Annotated in this window: 14 protein-coding genes and 1 pseudogene; 2 read left to right on the plus strand and 13 right to left on the minus strand. The window is 37.2% G+C overall.

What is annotated here, in order from left to right; translation table 11 throughout:
- Positions 1 to 2 precede the first annotated feature (2 nt).
- Positions 3 to 1,276, plus strand: a pseudogene (ggt, locus tag WG932_RS05980) (gamma-glutamyltransferase).
- Between the two features lie 4 nt (positions 1,277 to 1,280).
- Here ggt and WG932_RS05985 read toward each other — a convergent pair.
- The 13 genes from WG932_RS05985 to WG932_RS06045 form a co-directional block, all read right to left on the minus strand.
- Complete coding sequence (locus tag WG932_RS05985; RefSeq protein ID WP_339678056.1) at positions 1,281 to 1,571, minus strand: DUF6958 family protein; 291 nt, start codon at positions 1,569 to 1,571, stop codon at positions 1,281 to 1,283.
- A gap of 105 nt (positions 1,572 to 1,676) precedes the next feature.
- A complete protein-coding gene (locus WG932_RS05990) occupies positions 1,677 to 2,195 on the minus strand; it encodes a S41 family peptidase (protein WP_483087322.1) in 519 nt (172 codons plus the stop codon).
- Between the two features lie 44 nt (positions 2,196 to 2,239).
- Positions 2,240 to 2,794, minus strand: coding sequence for a hypothetical protein (locus WG932_RS05995; protein ID WP_483087323.1), 555 nt, complete (start codon positions 2,792 to 2,794; stop codon positions 2,240 to 2,242).
- A 5-nt stretch (positions 2,795 to 2,799) separates the two neighbouring features.
- Entirely contained in the window at positions 2,800 to 3,177 is a 378-nt protein-coding gene (locus WG932_RS06000) for a hypothetical protein (RefSeq protein ID WP_483087324.1), read from the minus strand.
- An 11-nt stretch (positions 3,178 to 3,188) separates the two neighbouring features.
- Entirely contained in the window at positions 3,189 to 3,575 is a 387-nt protein-coding gene (locus WG932_RS06005) for a hypothetical protein (RefSeq protein ID WP_483087325.1), read from the minus strand.
- 392 nt (positions 3,576 to 3,967) lie between these two features.
- A complete protein-coding gene (locus tag WG932_RS06010; protein ID WP_483087326.1) occupies positions 3,968 to 5,401 on the minus strand; it encodes a hypothetical protein in 1,434 nt (477 codons plus the stop codon).
- Positions 5,402 to 5,606: 205 nt separating this feature from the next.
- On the minus strand, positions 5,607 to 6,275 hold the full coding sequence (locus WG932_RS06015) for a RagB/SusD family nutrient uptake outer membrane protein (protein WP_483088586.1): 669 nt from the start codon (positions 6,273 to 6,275) through the stop codon (positions 5,607 to 5,609).
- The gene (locus tag WG932_RS06020; protein WP_483087327.1) at positions 6,173 to 7,324 is read right to left on the minus strand and encodes a RagB/SusD family nutrient uptake outer membrane protein; all 1,152 of its coding nucleotides are present in this window, start codon (positions 7,322 to 7,324) and stop codon (positions 6,173 to 6,175) included. Before WG932_RS06020 ends, WG932_RS06015 begins: the two co-directional genes overlap by 103 nt.
- A 44-nt stretch (positions 7,325 to 7,368) precedes the next feature.
- On the minus strand, positions 7,369 to 7,896 hold the full coding sequence (locus WG932_RS06025; RefSeq protein ID WP_483087328.1) for a hypothetical protein: 528 nt from the start codon (positions 7,894 to 7,896) through the stop codon (positions 7,369 to 7,371).
- A complete protein-coding gene (locus WG932_RS06030; protein ID WP_483087329.1) occupies positions 7,869 to 10,490 on the minus strand; it encodes a SusC/RagA family TonB-linked outer membrane protein in 2,622 nt (873 codons plus the stop codon). The genes WG932_RS06025 and WG932_RS06030 overlap by 28 nt, the downstream gene beginning before the upstream one ends.
- Positions 10,491 to 11,281: 791 nt before the next feature.
- Entirely contained in the window at positions 11,282 to 12,826 is a 1,545-nt protein-coding gene (locus WG932_RS06035) for an SDR family oxidoreductase (protein WP_339678067.1), read from the minus strand.
- 550 nt (positions 12,827 to 13,376) lie between these two features.
- Positions 13,377 to 13,580: a hypothetical protein gene (locus WG932_RS06040; RefSeq protein ID WP_483087330.1), complete on the minus strand. Its 204-nt coding sequence runs from the start codon at positions 13,578 to 13,580 to the stop codon at positions 13,377 to 13,379.
- A 186-nt stretch (positions 13,581 to 13,766) separates the two neighbouring features.
- Positions 13,767 to 15,299 carry an arylsulfatase gene (locus WG932_RS06045; RefSeq protein WP_483087331.1) on the minus strand — a complete coding sequence of 511 codons (1,533 nt, stop codon included), beginning with the start codon at positions 15,297 to 15,299 and terminating at the stop codon, positions 13,767 to 13,769.
- Positions 15,300 to 15,858: 559 nt separating this feature from the next.
- Between WG932_RS06045 and WG932_RS06050 the strand changes: the two genes are divergently transcribed.
- Positions 15,859 to 16,935, plus strand: coding sequence for an STING domain-containing protein (locus tag WG932_RS06050; protein WP_483087332.1), 1,077 nt, complete (start codon positions 15,859 to 15,861; stop codon positions 16,933 to 16,935).
- Positions 16,936 to 17,069: the final 134 nt, after the last annotated feature.

The following is a 17,069-nucleotide window of genomic DNA, read 5'->3' on the forward strand; positions in this document are numbered from 1 at the left end:
GTATGGTCAGGGCTTATGAAAAATTTGGTTCACTTCCTTGGAATCAATTGATTAATCCTGCTATTCTACTTGCAGAGAAAGGTTTTGAATTAACCGAAAAAGAGGCCGATTTTTTCTCAGATTTCGCTATCAAACTTAAAAATTATTCCTCAGTAGAGCCTACGCATTTTACCGGTAAAACCTTTAAAAAAGGAGACCTCTTAATTCAGAAAGACCTTGCCCAAACCCTTACTTTGATTCGAGACAAAGGCAGAGATGGTTTTTATGCAGGGGAAGTAGCCGATCTGATAGTAGAAGAGATGAAAAGAGGTGAAGGAATTATCACTCACCAAGATTTAAAACAATACAAAAGCAAATGGAGAGCGCCCTTAAGAGGGACTTATAAAGACTTTGGAATTATAACGATGGGTCCCCCTAGTGGCGGAGGCATTATTTTGCTCCAGATGTTAGGCACTATAGAAGATTACAAGGTGTCCAATACCAAAAGTAAATACGGTGAATACCTCCACTTAAAAACGGAAACAGAGAGGCGAATATTTGCAGATCGAGCCGCTTATATGGCAGATTCAGATTTTTACCCTGTGCCCATGAATCAATTAATTTCCAAGGAATACTTATTGGAAAGATTTGATAATTTCGACCCTGAGAAAGCTACACCATCATCAGAAATTAAGGAGGGAAACATCATAAATGAAAGTGAAGAGACCACTCATTTTTCAATTATCGACCCTGCTGGAAATGCCGTTTCAAGTACTACCACCCTCAACGGTAATATGGGATCAAAAGTGTTGGTAGCAGGTGCAGGTTTTATCCTGAACAATGAAATGGATGATTTTTCAATAAAGCCGGGATTTCCCAACATGTTTGGTGTGCTGGGAGGAGAAGCCAATAAAATAGAACCTGAAAAAGAATGCTTAGCTCCATGAGTCCCACCATTTTAGAAAAGAATGGAAGGTTATTTATGGTTGTAGGTACACCCGGTGGGTCCACAATCCCAACATCTGTTTTTCAAACCATTATTAATGTGGTCGAATTTGGCATGGGAATGCAACAAGCAGTTGACCAACCTCGATTTCATAGTCAATGGAAACCTGATTTAATCAGCTTTGAGAAAAGCTTCACAGACAGGCAGTTATTTGAAAATTTAAGAAAAAAGGGCCATAAGCTTTCTGAAAGAAATTCAATCGGAAGAGTGGACGCCATATTGGTCCGACAAGATGGCACCTTGGAAGCAGGGGCTGATAAAAGAGGAATGGATACTGCTTCCGGCTTTTAGTTACCTATCCTATTTTCTTACAAAGCCGCAATAAATGTGGGCTAGTTCCGGGAATTCGCTCAATGATTTTTCTTGCCTCAAGGTCTAGTTTAACCGAAACCAAGTACCAAGCAACTGAGCCCTCAAAACTGTCCTTCAATGATGCAATCGCAAGTTTATTTAATTCTTTATAGGAAATTTTTTCCCTTTCGCTCAAGGTTTTAAGGATAAATTCTTTCATAATGGTGTATTTAGACACCATTATATTTACCCCTTTTTTACCTTCCGGATGCAATGTCAATAGCCTATCTTCCATGATGATTAAATAGATTTACTAGCCTTTCAATCCTAACATTCTTTAAGCTACAAAAAAATATCAAGGGTTACACAGTATTTATCAAACGTAATAGACTAATGTACGCTATTGATTACAATTACTCTGTCCATCCTCTGCGGTCAAATAGCGCAAAGCTTCCTCAAATACCAAGTCTGATTGACCGTTAATCGAAGCGACTGTATTTTTCGCATAAACATCAGGCACATGACCGATACCATCCAAGCTTTCTCCGTTAGGCAACAAAAATTGCTGAATGGAATAAACATACCTCCACCCATTGGGAAGAAAGCGCATATTACTTACAGTAGAAAAATCGCCGGCAGTGGTGTCTCCTATTTGTGTAACATGCTCAAAAGCCTTCATGTGTAACAAGAAAACTTCTCCTGCACTGATGGTTTTTCTATCTGTAAGCACAATTACAGGCTTGGTATAAGAATGATTGCTATCAAATTGAGTATGGTATAAATTCTTCTCATCAAAATCATTATATCCTCTCCCATTTCGCGTCTGTACACTATATATTTCATGTACTCCATCCGAAAAGGCTTGTGCAATTCTTGCTGAATACCTGTCTTCTCCGCCACTGTTTTGTCTTATGTCCAAAATAATGGCCTCAGTATTATCAAATTTTTTAACTATTTCATCAATTACCGAAGGGTTACTGCCCCCATCGACCCCAAATAGATGTAACCTACATTCTTGTCTTTGACTTGCCCAAACAAGAGTTCGTCTTCTGATGTTTCCTCAATCTTGCTATCTATGTATTTTGATATCAGCAAGTCAGCACTAAATTCCGCAGTTGACTGTTCATTAAGCGCATAACCTGACTTATACCTCGTATTGCCATTATAAAGGGTAGTGTGACTGTCGTCTAAATGTTCCACCATTTCCGTCACTATTTCCCAGAGTTCCTCATTGGAAAGCTTATCGGTGACCTGTGGGCGATAATTTTGGTACAACTGTTTCCAATTTATTCCCCTTACCTCAAATAGGCTATAATGCTGGTCAAAATCATTCCATAAGATTTCAAAATTATTTGTTGGACTATTGGGTTCTGCTTCTCCTAAAAATGTTTCTTCACAGCCAAAGCTTAGGAAAGAAATAACAATTAAATAAAGAAAATTCTTCACCATGGAAATGGCTGAATGGGTTATTAATAATTGACCTTTCTCGTTTCTCAAAACTTGTTGATTTGTCACCATACCAATTAAAATTTAAAGGCTATACCGGTAGATGGAACCATTGACAAATGTATGAATTGGTGGACATCTTTTACTTTTTGAAGATTTAAAGAATAATTGACGTACCAAACCAATCGTGAATTGATTCGGTACCTGTAGCTCAAATCCCAATCTAGACCTAAATATTTACCAAAGGAGGAAGGCTTTCCTTTTAGCATAATGCTTACGGGGTTATCTTGGTTTTCAATAATGAATTCATCAATACCATTGTAAGGAGGTCTCCCTAACCATTGAAAAATGGGAATTCCAATAGCAGTTTCTATACCGTGTTTTGAATTAATTTCTTTAGCTATTAGGCCTTTAATAGAAAAGCCTTGGGAGGAAGTATAGCTAAAAGTATCCAAGTCATTCCACTCTAAGAAAAATGCTTTAGTTTCATAAGTACCCCTAAATAAAAAACCGTGGTGGTGTTTCCAAGGGGTAATTTGGCCAAATACTCCAATGCTAGGTTTATATTCAGGTAAGAATCAGAATAGCTATTGTTTTCATATACATTCAAGGATCCGGACCCATATTGTAAGGAAACCCCAAAAATATTCTGTAGCGTTCTCTTATACCCCAAACCAAATTGCATTCCATTGCCTTGTTGATTCAAAGGAGAAAAGACCTCATCTTTAAAGTAATTATTTTGATACCCCACATGTAGCGTAATCTCATTAAAGCTGAGACTATCACTTTCCTCCGCATGTAAATAATTAGCTGAAAGTCCAAAAAGCAAAAAATAGATTATCGTTTTTTTCATTTTAAGAAGGAATGATTTTCCCTAAATAATTTCGGTTGGTAATACAATGACAACCTAGGTTGGTTTTACCCTTGCTTGCAATGTTGGTTTTATTTAAAAAGATCTGTAAAAGTAATAAAGGTAGCTTATACCATTTATAATTTCCTTTAAATCAAAAAGTACAGACTACATTGAATAATTATTGTTTCTATTATATTCATGGAGTCATAATAGCTTGTATTGAATTAAAAGGTCATTTAAAAGGGAAATAGTTCTCTTTTAAAAATTGAAGAACCATCAAATTGATTTCAACTCAAAAAGTTGTAATTATGGATCAATTTTACAGCAATTGATCCATAATTACAGGTGAAGAAATTGTATTTAATGTCACTAAAGCCTAAACTTTTCAGGCATTATTTCTTTAACAAATTTTCAATTGCCTTCATCAGTACCCCTTCCACTTCAGGTGCTACATTTGATACTCGTTGGCTTACCTCATACCCTCCTTTTTCATAGGCCAAAGTGGTTCCAATATACCCCATTCCAAGATCGCCATAAGCCGCCATGGCTACATACAAATCCGGTCGTGCTGCTTTCGCGGCAAGCTGGTATTCAACAAAAAGTTCTCCGGGCATATGTAAAAGTCTAGCGTTATTTAAACTTAAACACTTCAAATCAATGGTTTTACCTTCCTGTGTTCTACGCAACCAAGCCATTTTTCTCGCGATTCCACTATTTTGTATTAACAACTCATTGCTTTCTTTTAACTTTTCTTGCATATCAAACAAGTATGGAGCCGGAGGCAAAGCCACCTTTTCTACAGTCCATGAAACATTGGCAGAAGTAATCGGTTCTTTTTTTGTTGCTTCCCAAGCTTCTTCCATTCCCGCAGCTAATCGCTGTGCAAAAATGAGTCGATTTTCATGGGACCCATCGTTGTATTTTCCTGCAGCAATATTTCCTCCTGCACCATTGAAATGAACATGAAGAGCATCCAGCACGGCCAACTGCCGAAAGAAACGGGCAACACCCACAAAATCAGGATTTGGGATTCCTGTACGGTAATAACTTTGAGGATGGGTGGCGTAATAGCTGAAAATAGCTATCGGTTGGTCTTCATTCCAAAAACTAACCAAAGATAATTCCGGATCAATTACTCCTTCAGGTTCAGCACGGATTTTTGCATCTCTAGTTGTAGACATCCTTGTCACCCGAACCTTTCCATCTGGGCCATAAATGTTTCTATTTGAAGCAACCTTGTCAACAGTACCTTTTCCTAGCCCTAAATGAGTCACCGGCTGGGTTTCATTAAGAGAACTTTTTACGGCGACAGTTAAATTACGGAGAGCTTCACGAGGAAATGTTCCATCATATTGGCTTGGGTTAATCTTTGCAGGATCTAGTCCTGCTTCTAAAAGGATCTGTTCAGCTCCTGAATCAAACCTTGGGGCATCATGCTGGTGCAAAGCATTTACAGCAATCCGTTCTGGAATAGACCCTACAGCTGCAGCTAAGGCTCTTTTAAAATCATCCATTCCTTCATTTCCTATAGCTAGCCAATCTATAGCACACAATACAATGGGTAAACCTGCACCTTGCAATACCACACCTTTGGCACGCAACCCTAGATCCCATTTATTAATGGAAACATCGTAAGCCAATGGCATTCCTATTGGTGGAGTAACATCAATATCAAACGTAGAAAGTCGAAGCCCCTCTTGAATGTTATGTTTGGGAAGCTGCCTGCTTTCTTTGCCGGTACTACCTACTGCTATGGATAGTTGGATAAAAAACAGTAGGGAAAACATACAAAGTAAGCCACACAACCTTTTATTAAAACCGCTCATAATTTTCAATATTTTTCATTCAATGCAAAACAAATATTTCTAATTCCCTCAATTTAAGGGAAACTATTGTGATGAACAAAGGAGAAACCTGAGGCTTCTCCTTTGAAATATAAAACCCAAATTATTTCTCAGCTAAACCTGATATTTTCGGGGATTGAAACCATTAGCTCCAATCAAAACCATTCATATTTCTATTGTTGCCTACTTAATAGCCAGTATTTTGAGGAAAATCAGCATCCACATTTAAATCAATTTGTTCCTGGGGTATAGGCCATCTAAAGTTATGTTCTTCAATGTCTGCTCCGGGAACAAGTGGGTTGTCATTGTATTTCCTAACCCTTTCCAGAAGTTTTCCTGTGCGTCGTAAGATAATAAGCCTCCACTCTTCTCCATACAATTCTCTGACACGTTCATCCAACAAGAAATCCATGTCAATTTCTGCAGCAGAGACAGGCGTTGCATTGGCACGTTCTCTTATCCTATTAACATCTGCTGCTGCCAAGCCATTGTTACCCAATTCTAAATTTGCCTCAGCTCGAATTAACAAGGTTTCAGCAAAACGCAATGCATACCAATCCTTGTGCGTAATACCGCCTCCTGAGCGGTTAGGCTGTAAGAAATAATTTAATGGATCAGTAAATTTAGTATGAATAGGGAAAATAATTTTACAGGTATCTGCAATTGGATCAGGCCTTGGAGGATCGTAAAGACTGAAGTCAATTTTTTGTTTGTCGAAAGCGGACTCAGGATTGTCAAAATAAAAATTACGTTTTAAGTTATGTTCAGCATTCCTAACATCAATGTCCCAATTGTCTTTCCATATATCATAATAAACCAGACTGGTTCCTCTGCCATTTGCAGTTGGCCGTCCCAGGCTATCGGAATACCCTGTATAAAGACCATTATACAATTCACCTTGAAATCCTTTTTTCCATCAGGAGTAAGCCCAATATCAAAGTAACGTGGTCCAAAAATATAGGCACTTGCAATCTGACCTCCACCAATGATAAAAGGCTCCACTTGAATTACCCACATGGCTTCAGTATTTTCCGGAAGGTTATGGTTTCCAAAACCAAAAAGGTCAAAATACACATCTCCAGAGCCCCATACATCATTTCCAAGTTTTGTTCCAAAACGCTCTTGCATCAAATCGTAATCATAATCTTCAATAACTTTCGAAGCTGCATCTACGGCATTTTGGAAATCATCTTGTTCGAGGTAGGTCTCTGCCAAATAGTGCCATGCAGGCCCTTGTGTAATTCTTCCGGGGGCATCTTCTTCACCCGGTTTTGGTAAATTATTTGCTGCAAATTGAAAATCTTCAACCATCAGGTCGTGGATGTCTGCTACCGGATTTCTAATAAAATCTGCTTTGGCTGAATTTATCGGTTCCGTCAATAAAGGAATATCCCCATAAGTGGAAACCAAATACCTATAAGCAAATCCTCTAAAAAAGCGGGCTTCTGCTATGTATTTACTTTTACCGGCTTCTCCATCCGAAAAAGCTTCCGGATCGGCACTTTCTACCCTATCGATCAAAACATTAGCCCATTGAATAATTTCAAAACCAACATTCCATGTAGCGATCACATTTCTCCATACCGGTGTCATGTCCGCATAAGAATTTAAATAAGAACCTCCGGGACCCGGGGTTTCACCATTGTATCCCAAATCCGAACCATGAGTGGCCCAGTTCATTACACCAAATTCACCAAATGAATAGTAGGCAGAACGGACACGGTCGTGTAAGGCAGTGATCCCCTGCAAAGCTCCTGCCTCAGTTAAATAGGCATTATCCGGAGAAAGAAAATCGAGAGGTTTCTCGTCCAAAATATCATCATTACAGGACGGAAATATAAACAGCACAATCGCAGCCATCAATAAAGATTTAACTGCAAGATTTTTTATATTTATCTTCATCATTTTTTATATTTTTCAGGTTTTACTTAATGAAATAAGTTGAACGCTTATAAGCTAAGGTTCAAACCTAGAATGAAATTCCTCATTAGTGGCGTATCACTAACACCTGTTTCAGGATCCCAACCTTGCCAGTTTGTCCACACATAAGGATTTTTACTGGATACATATACCTGTGCAGACTGAAATTTCAATTTATTCAAAAAGCTTTGTTTGAAAGTATAGCCTAGGGAGATATCCTGTAACCTTACAAAACTTCTGCTTTGGTAAATTCCACTTTGACGAAGGGGAACATTGTATATCCCTGTGGTGTTGGTCGTGGGGTTTTCCGGAGTCCAGTAGGGATTTACAGCCGAGTTATTTCTTCTATCAGGGAAATAAAAGAGAGGGTTTATGATATCAGCATTGTCAGATTGGTAATAATTTTTTCCTCCTTGAATTGAGTTGATAAAAACAGAGAGTGTAAAGTTATTGTAGGTGAAGCTATTGTTAAGGCTAAATCTATAACTTGGTGATTCATAACCAATAACCATCCTATCATTCGTAGGATCTATTTCTCCATCACCATTTTGATCCACATACCTAAATTGGCCAGGGTACCAATCTTCCAAAATATTCCCACTAAAAACTCTTCTTCGGTCCATACTCCTCCTGCCATTTCATAATCATAAATTGCACTGAGTGATTCACCTACAAACCATCCATTTCCTATATCATTGTCGTCTTCTTCTCCATACAATTTGGTGATCTCATCTCTATTGAGGGCGAAGGTAAAATTGGTCTCCCACCTTATGGGTCCATCCATATTGATTGATCTCAAATCAAATTCAATTCCTTTGTTTTTTAAGCCCCCAATATTTGTCCAGATATTGGCATAACCTGCCGCTCTAGGAAGTTGTCTTAATACCAAAACATCCGTAGTATTTGCTGTATAAGCATTGATTGTACCGGTGATTCTGTTTTGCCAAAAACCAAAATCCAAGCCCAAGTTATAGGAAGAAGTGGTTTCCCATGCTAAGTTTACATTTCCGAGATTACTTGGGTAAAGTCCAATCGCCGTAGATTGTCCATAAACGTAATAACGTGTACCCATTCTGGATAAACTTGAATACCTACCAATGCCTTGGTTACCATTTTTACCATATGAAGTTCTCAACTTAAGGTAAACATCAGTACCATTAAGGAATGGCTCATCAGTAAGCACCCAAGCCAAAGATGCTGATGGAAAGGTTGCCCATTTATTTCCAGCACCAAATCCTGAAAACCCATCGCGCCGGACAGTTGCTGTAAACATGTATTTGGATAGGAAACTATAATTGACTCGCCCCATATAAGAAAGGCTATTTTCCTCATAAGCAGATGAACTACCAGTGACTACTTCTGCCAATCCTATATTATTATAGCCAAGAATTTCATTTTCAAACCCGGAAGCAGAAAGTGTGGAAGCATTACCTGTCCTTCCTTCCCTACTGAATAAAAATGTACCATTTACTTGATGATCTCCAAAGGTTCTGGAGTAGTTAATAATATTGTTAAGGTTCCAATCCCTAGATTCTGAAGGGTTTTTAATGGCCAGTCCTCTATTGGAGACTCCTGATGGGGTTAAGCTAGAATGGAAGGTATTGTTATTTCTATTGGTGTATACATTGGAATAATTGAATTCATAATTAAGTCCTTCTATCCATGGAACCGAAACCTTCAACCTTCCAACAGCAAATATTTCGTTGGTAATATCTGAATTGTCAATGTACTGATTCACTAAAGGATAAGGTTGAAACAGCTCGCCTCCCAAATAAATATCATAATTAGGTTCACCAATATAATTGTTAACCAAAGGGCTTGCTACCCTAGCATTCCCAAGACTGGTAGGGATCCCTGAATTATCTCTAGTACTATAACTAGTATTTAAGCCAAAGGTTAGCCAGTCGGTTATTTCACTTTCTACATTACTGCGCAAAGTAATTCTTTTGAACTTGTCATTGATCTGTATACCTTCTACATCTGTAAACGAGCCTGAGATATAATAGGTCGAACGATCTGTCATCCCTTGAATACTCAAATTGTAATTTTGCATTGGAGCCTTTTGCAAAACCTGATCCACCCAATTTATTTCATTCCCTGCCAAGTAGTTTTGTTGCTCTTCATACGTTTTCAAGTAAGACCCAACAATTTCCGGGTTGCTTAAATCAGGCCTTTGGGGTCTCCCTTCAGCACTAGTTGGATTGGTTTTGTACCAGGCATATACCTTGCTTTGATGATCCCAATCTACCAAACGATTGGCAAATTCTTCCCCATTCATTACTCTCATTGGATTGTTCGTCATGTCCTGGAAGCCAGTATACATACCAAATGAAATGATAGGTTTTTCAGTTTTTCCTTTTTTGGTTGTAATCAATAATACGCCATTGGCAGACCTGGATCCATAAACAGCAGCAGCACTGGCATCTTTAAGTATGTCTATTGTTTCTACGTCATTTACATTAATGTTTGATATACTACCATTGTAAATCACACCATCTAATACGATCAATGGTCCGTCTGAAGCTGAAAGGGAAGTTTTACCTCTAATGGAAATTTCAGGCTCACTAGATGCCCCTCCTCTTCCTTCAAGATTTACACCTGCTGAAGCACCGATTAAAGCTTGAAACAAGTTTACATTGGCTTGATTGGATTTATCTTCCATATTAATTCTAGCTACAGAACCAGTCAAATCACTCTTTTTAGCTGTGCCATAACCGATGACCAAAACCTCATCCATAGAGGTTACATCCTCTTCCAACACAACATCCAAAACTGTCTTATTTCCTACTTCTATATTTTGGGTAACGTACCCAATATAGGAAAAAGACAAAGTTGATCCCTCAGGAACAGTAAGAGAGTATTTCCCCATTAAATCAGTCGCTGTCCCTGTGGTTGTCCCGGGAACAAAAACAGTAACTCCCGGAATGGATTCACCATTATTATCCGTAACGGTACCGCTAACGGTAATGTCCGCAAAAACGTTTTCTCTAGTTGAAAAACGATTATTTTCAACCTCTTTAGAAATTTCATTCTCTATCTCCGGCGCTGGCATTTTTCCTATACCATAGGCAGAAGACATCAAATGAATGGAAAAAGTGAGGATTAAAATCCCAACTTTCGCGATCACAGTCTCTTGTATTGGTCTATTCATTTTTTAGGGTTTTAGTATAACAATTCTCATAAATCATTTGAAATATATTTAATACTTTAATCATTAAGGTTATGAAAATTATTAATTCTAAACTTCAATAGCAAGCAACTTATATTTTTTATATGATAAATGGTACCAAATAAAGGTCATTTACGTATTCCTTTAAGTATTCTTATTAAAAAATATCAACGTTTTTTGAGTAAACATCTCAAAATTCAAGGATTCTAGCAACTATTTGAAAAAGTCAATCTCAAAAAAATAATTTACAATACACTTTTTTCATTTTTATAAAATGTGAAATCCATATATTTCAATATTATTTTTACATAAATGGTATTTTATCAGAATTTATAAATAGCGTATTACCCTATTTTAATTACTTAAAACCAATTAAAAATCTCAAGAAAAACCCTACAACAATAGGACATTATACTTTTCAAGGGTTTTAAATCATTTTTAAAGTAAACTTATAACCAAAGTTTTTGAGATGTGAGTAATTATTTGAACTTCCAATTCAAATCTTTTACCATCAAGCCAATCCACAAATTTTCAATAAAAGGCCATCTTTATTAATACCATAAATGACTAAAAACATGGGTTTCAATGATTGCTCTCTAGAGTCCTTCATTGAATTCTGTCATCCGGATTGTTGCGTTTTTATAAGGTTAATTCTCGGAAGAGCGATTTTCTTATAACCTAAAAGTCGGTCTCGGGTTAAAAGCAAAACTCCCCTTTTTTTAAAATGAAAGAATAAAATCTAAGTAAAATGTAGAAGAAAATAACCAAAGCCATTACCAGCTGGTTGGTCGATAATCTTTCAAAAATTTTCCACACCAATGTTTCCCCATATTAATTCCATCGAACAATGGATCCAATACCCTCGCTGCTCCATCCACAATATCAAGAGGAGGTTGAAAATCATGGGTTTCTTCTTTTGACCGAGCCAATTCGATAGGATCTTCATCAGTTACCCATCCTGTATCCACTGCATTGGTATATATACCTGCTTTAGCAAAATCACTCGCCGAGGTAAGTGTTAACATGTTTAATGCAGCTTTGGCCATATTGGTATGTGGATGACGGGCTTCTTTATGGTATTTATGGAATTTACCTTCCATGGCAGAAACATTGATAATATGCTTTTGACCGGTATGGTCTTTTTTCATCAAATGAACCAAGCGGTTACAAAGTACAAATGGAGCAATGGAATTGACAAGTTGAACCTCCAACATTTCATTGGTAGGAACCTCACCAAGTTTTAATCGCCAACTGTTTGTTTTTCTTAAGTCCACTTGTTGCAAGTCTGCATCCATCCTCCCCGTGGGAAAAACTGTTTCCGGCTCCAAAGCATGGTCTATTGTATAAGGAATTTGAGATAATTTAGCAGAAGCGCTTAAGCCGATACCCAATTGATCCACATGCCAAGCGACCGGTAAATTTCTATTCGCCTCCTCATTATTACTAAAAGCCCTTAGCTCCTTTAAACAGTCCCTATGATCTGACAGCATATTGTTTACTATTGGAGACAAATATGCCTTATCTAATTCCTCATTTTTCAATAAATGTTTATAAAAGCCAGCGGGACGTCTAACCGTCTGTGCTGCATTATTAATCAATACATCCAGTCTATCGTATTGGTTAGTTAAGAAATTACAAAAAAGTTCTACACTTGGAATATGTCTCAAATCCAATCCATGAATCTTAAGCCGAGATTCCCAAATTAAAAAATCATCTTCCTTAGAAAAACGAATGGCAGCATCTACAGGAAATCTTGTAGTGGCAATGACAGTAGCCCCGGCACGTAACATCATCAGGCATATTTGATAACCGATTTTAAGCCTCGCTCCGGTAACCAAGGCCACCTGATCGGTAAGGTCTGCCGATTGAAAACGCTTGGCATAATTAAAATCTCCACAAGTTTTACACATGGTATCATAGAAATGATGAAGTGTGGTAAAAACCTCCTTACAAACATAACATTCACGCGGAGCTACTGATGTGGTATTGCTCTCTCTATCTTCTTCTATTGAAGTTATCATTTTTGGCGCTACAAAAACTAGAGATTCTCTTGCACTACGGATACCTGTCTGATTGCGTGCAAGTTTGTCTTGAAAAGCCTTTTCTTTCCTGACCTTTTTCTTTGCGTTTTTCTTTCGCTTAATCAGCTCCTCTTTTTGAGGCCTTGAAAGTCTACCTGCTTGGGTAATCAGCTCAATTCTACGGTCCAATGGTATATTAAATATCTGGCCTGTATCATTGTTTAATATTTCTAAAATAGCAATACATTGATCAATCTGATCTTTGCTTAACTGACCATTGTCTTTATTAATCTCCATTTATCCGCTTGGTGCTTATGAGGAAAAGTTTGCATCTTGCATGTTTATTCCAAACTGTAAAGGTACACCCTTTTCTATCATTATATTTGAAATATCATTTTACTGTCCTTAATCCAACTACAACCTGGGATTTTCTCTAAATAATGGTGATAAACAATGCTTATCTTTAAATAAACCGGTCCAATCATTATTAAAGACCAATATTACCTACCCTATTTTTCAAATTCATCTTTAAGAATTTGATGCTTGTTTTTTCTTTGTTTCTTATTCCTTAGGGATTTCTTTTGGGCAGAAACTTTATTATTATCGGTTTTAAAATGCATACTGGCTTCTGACAAACTTGAACCCTGCTTAATCATCAAGCCATTATAAGGACAGTGGTCATAGCCGCAATCATGCTTGGAATATGTGCCAAAATTTCTATGCTTTATTTTTTTATCTGCTAAAATTTTCTTTTGATTGAATCGTATTTCAGACCAAATTTGTCTTTCATCTGCAATAGTAAGATCAAGTCCTAGTGTAATTAAATCAAAAAAGGTTTTAGGATCCTTTAACTGAAAAAATTAAATGTCTTTTCAAAAATAGAATTGGCATAATCTCGAACCTCTATCCGCTCATTTAATTCAAGTCCTTCGTTTTCACAAATGGAACGGTACAATCCCAAAGTATTAAAGTCCGAATAATTTGAGTAATTGTCAATATAGAAAAGATATTCCCCTTTGCTAAGTTGGTTGAATTGCTTACCGATTTTCATTTTATGATTAAAGAATTTAAATAATAGAAAAGGAAAAATTTAAAAAAATAAATTGATATATAACTAATTTTAGGTGGTCAAACCCAATTCTAAAGATATTTTTTTTAAAACTTCCACACTAAAATAAGACTACAATTGTAGGATAGCCCACTATTGTAGCCTTAATTTTTTTGCATTACTTGTTGTCTATTCCAATTCAGGTTTTACCCAATCTTCTATTCCGGATGAATCCTCTTGTTTTTGGTATTCCACCCAAAAGGGTTTTTCATCTGCCAATGGAGCATTTTCATTGACCATTAAAGGCCGAACTTCCATCCACCATGCATCATAGGCTGCACGCATTTCAGCTATCAGTTCAGGATGTTCTTCTGCTATATTCGAAGTTTCTCCCGGGTCATGAGACAAGTCATACAATTCACTGTTATTTACAAATCGATAGCGTTCATTTCTAACGGCAAACTTTTTGTATTTAGAATTATCAGGATTAGAGGTTTCTTCTGTTCCTACCCACCGATCAGTTCCATCTTGTCCTGAAATATTTTCTGGATTTAAAGGCCATCTACCTCCATGAAAAAACCGAAACCTGTCTTCCGAATGGGTGCTGTCATTCATTAGGAAAGGATAGAAGCTTTTGCCATCTATGTCAGGAATATCTGAAATATCTATGTTGGCAATCTCTGCGAAAGTTGGCAATATGTCATAATGATTAAGCATCACATCAATTTCCTGACCCTGCTTAAAGACTTTAGGCCACCTTATAAAGAAAGGCACTCTAGTGCCGCCTTCATAAACACTCCCTTTAAACCCTCTCATTCCAGCATTGTAGGTGTCTCCATGAACCGTATTGTATCCTCCATAAGTTTTGCCATTGTCGGTCATGAAAATTAGAATGGTATTGTCAGCAATGCCCCAGGCATCCAACTTATCCATCAATACCCCCAAATTATCATCTACATTTTCTATCATTCCATAAAATCCCTGAGCATCTTCCGGGTAGCTTTGATCAATGAATTTTTGCTTGTATTTTTCAGGAGCAATAAAAGGTCCATGTGGCGCATTAGTGGTGATATAGGCAAAAAATGGTTCCTCTGCTGAGGATTTTTGCTTGATCCAAGACAAAGCTTGAGTGAAAAACACATCGGTACAAAAGCCTTCGGTTTTCACAAAAACGCCATTGTGCTTTATTACCGGATTAAAGTAACCATTGTCAGGTACATCAGCACAAGAACCTGCATATGCTTGGCCAATTCCACCTGCACCATGAATAAACACTTCGTCGAATCCACGACTATCTGGTTGGTATTCTTGCTCATCACCTAAATGCCATTTCCCGAAAATCCCACTGGTATAACCTCCCCTTTTTAAAACCTGAGGCAAAGTGGTTAATCCCAGCGCCATTCTTTCCCGCTCTAAAATAGTATGGGTAATCCCATTCTTAAAAGGGTGACGTCCACTCATAATGGCAGACCTGGTAGGTGCACAGGTAGGGCTGACCTGAAAATCTTCCAAACTTATACTCTGAGACTTTAACTTGTCCATATTTGGGGTAAATACATCAGGACTACCATGGGCTGAAATGTCTCCATATCCTTGGTCATCTGTCATTACCAATATGATATTGGGTGGAATAGCTTTTTCCTCAATTTCCTGTTTACATCCAAAAAATAATAGAACAAGACCAAAGAATAAAAGTGAATGTAGTCGAGAAGTGTTTTCCATTGTGATTTCAATTAGTGATTTGCTTACAATAATAACAATAAGATGGGAAAACAGGAGCCTTCTTCCACAATACCTTTTAAGAACCGTAGTATTGTGATCGTTAATTTAGAATTTATTAATGGTTAATGAGGCTAGGCTAACTGTTAAAATTTTGAAGCCTATTCATTACAATTATCTCATTGCTAAACTTGGACTCTTCGAAGTTAAAGGTTCTAGAATCTCCTAAAGCCCCGAAAAGACAACTGGACCCTTCGAAATTATAGTTCATTGAATCCAAAGTTCTCTCCCCTAAACTTAACCCGCTCATCCCATCACAAATCCTAAATCACAGATCCCTACATAACTACATCACCAATCTCCCTATATATCTTGAAGTAAGGTCCTAATTATTTAACATAATTAGGAATCAATACAGGGATTTAATGACTTTTAAATTAAAATTTAACAATTAATAATAGGAGATACTTTTCTTCAAAAAAAATAATATATATTTTAAGAGTGGAGAAAAAGAGAATAATAAATATTTACCCTACAGAATGAATCTTTAAAAATATAATTTATGTTTAAGACCTCCTATTTTGCTGACCAAAGGCTGGAGATTGTCATTTTAGGCCCTATGAGGGGTGAGGAAAATGACAGCAGTATTCAGATAAGAAATGCTTTAAAAGAAATTCTCCAAGATGAAAATTGTAGAGGATACTTAGATAAATATGGAGTTACAGAGGCAAATGTATCCATAACTTTCCCGGAGGAATGGAAAGGATCCAGCATAGAGCGAGATGTTTTTTCTAAACTTGATACGGCTGATCTAGTGGTATTCAATATTACACCCCGAGCAGGAGAGACCAACCCTTCACCCAATGTATTTTATGAGCTTGGGCTAGTACATTCTTTGGGATTACCTTACTTGGTTTTGGTTCAAGATGAAATAGAAATCCCTTTCTATTTAAGGGGCATTCGATGCTATACTGTCAAAGATTTTGAGAAAGAAGAACTTATTGAAACCCTGCATCCACCTATTGAAAACTTTCTCTCAGACAATTCTCCTTTTTCATTTACCGAAAACATTATTACCCGGTTTTACGAAGGCTTGCCGGTGGTGGATATTTCAGCTGCGGTAGGTTTGGCCACCGGGTATTATATGAATTTTGTAAGAAGAATTTTAAAGGATGGGGGATTTATCTCCCATTACCCCGACAAAATAAAACGACTGATCGTGGTCAGACCTATAAGCGTTTTTAACACTTATGAAGAAGATGTAAGCGCTATGAAGGATAAACTTATAGCTGCAGGTTATGAATTGATTCTCGAAAAGTTAGCACCTATCCTTTCCGATAAAGACGGTGGGATTTGGTTTGAACATATTAATGGAACAGTGATCGACATTCCACGAACCATTTATCCATTAAAACGTTCTCCAAGATTGCTTAGTCTGCGGAAACGAATGGATCAAGCCTATCACCAACAGGATAGCCAACTTAGAGTTTCCCTACTCAACGAAGCTGCAGAAAAGTTAGTAGATAAAATTGAATCCATAATTAAATATCATATACGAAATGATTCGGAACGGGTCAGGGAAAGCTTATTGGAATTTTTGTCGGTTGATGAACTAGTGGACCGAATAAAGCAGGTATAACAAATTATCCTCATAAACAGACCGCTTCCTTTCGGGCTACACCTATTATTTCTTTATCAACTTTGACAGGGTTGAAGTATTTTGCTATAAAATCCAATTCATAGACCTTGATTGTGTAGCAGCATTTTTCCGAC

The organism is Cyclobacterium sp. SOCE241 (assembly GCF_056867545.1).

Excerpts from the sequence above, each read along its gene's own strand:
- WG932_RS05985 (WP_339678056.1), bottom strand. The coding sequence starts at position 1,571 with ATGGAAGATAGGCTATTGACATTGCATCCGGAAGGTAAAAAAGGGGTA.
- WG932_RS05995 (WP_483087323.1), bottom strand. The coding sequence starts at position 2,794 with ATGGTGACAAATCAACAAGTTTTGAGAAACGAGAAAGGTCAATTATTA.
- WG932_RS06005 (WP_483087325.1), bottom strand. The coding sequence starts at position 3,575 with ATGAAAAAAACGATAATCTATTTTTTGCTTTTTGGACTTTCAGCTAAT.
- WG932_RS06010 (WP_483087326.1), bottom strand. The coding sequence starts at position 5,401 with ATGAGCGGTTTTAATAAAAGGTTGTGTGGCTTACTTTGTATGTTTTCC.
- WG932_RS06020 (WP_483087327.1), bottom strand. The coding sequence starts at position 7,324 with ATGATGAAGATAAATATAAAAAATCTTGCAGTTAAATCTTTATTGATG.
- WG932_RS06030 (WP_483087329.1), bottom strand. The coding sequence starts at position 10,490 with ATGAATAGACCAATACAAGAGACTGTGATCGCGAAAGTTGGGATTTTA.
- WG932_RS06035 (WP_339678067.1), bottom strand. The coding sequence starts at position 12,826 with ATGGAGATTAATAAAGACAATGGTCAGTTAAGCAAAGATCAGATTGAT.
- WG932_RS06040 (WP_483087330.1), bottom strand. The coding sequence starts at position 13,580 with ATGAAAATCGGTAAGCAATTCAACCAACTTAGCAAAGGGGAATATCTT.
- WG932_RS06045 (WP_483087331.1), bottom strand. The coding sequence starts at position 15,299 with ATGGAAAACACTTCTCGACTACATTCACTTTTATTCTTTGGTCTTGTT.
- WG932_RS06050 (WP_483087332.1), top strand. The coding sequence starts at position 15,859 with ATGTTTAAGACCTCCTATTTTGCTGACCAAAGGCTGGAGATTGTCATT.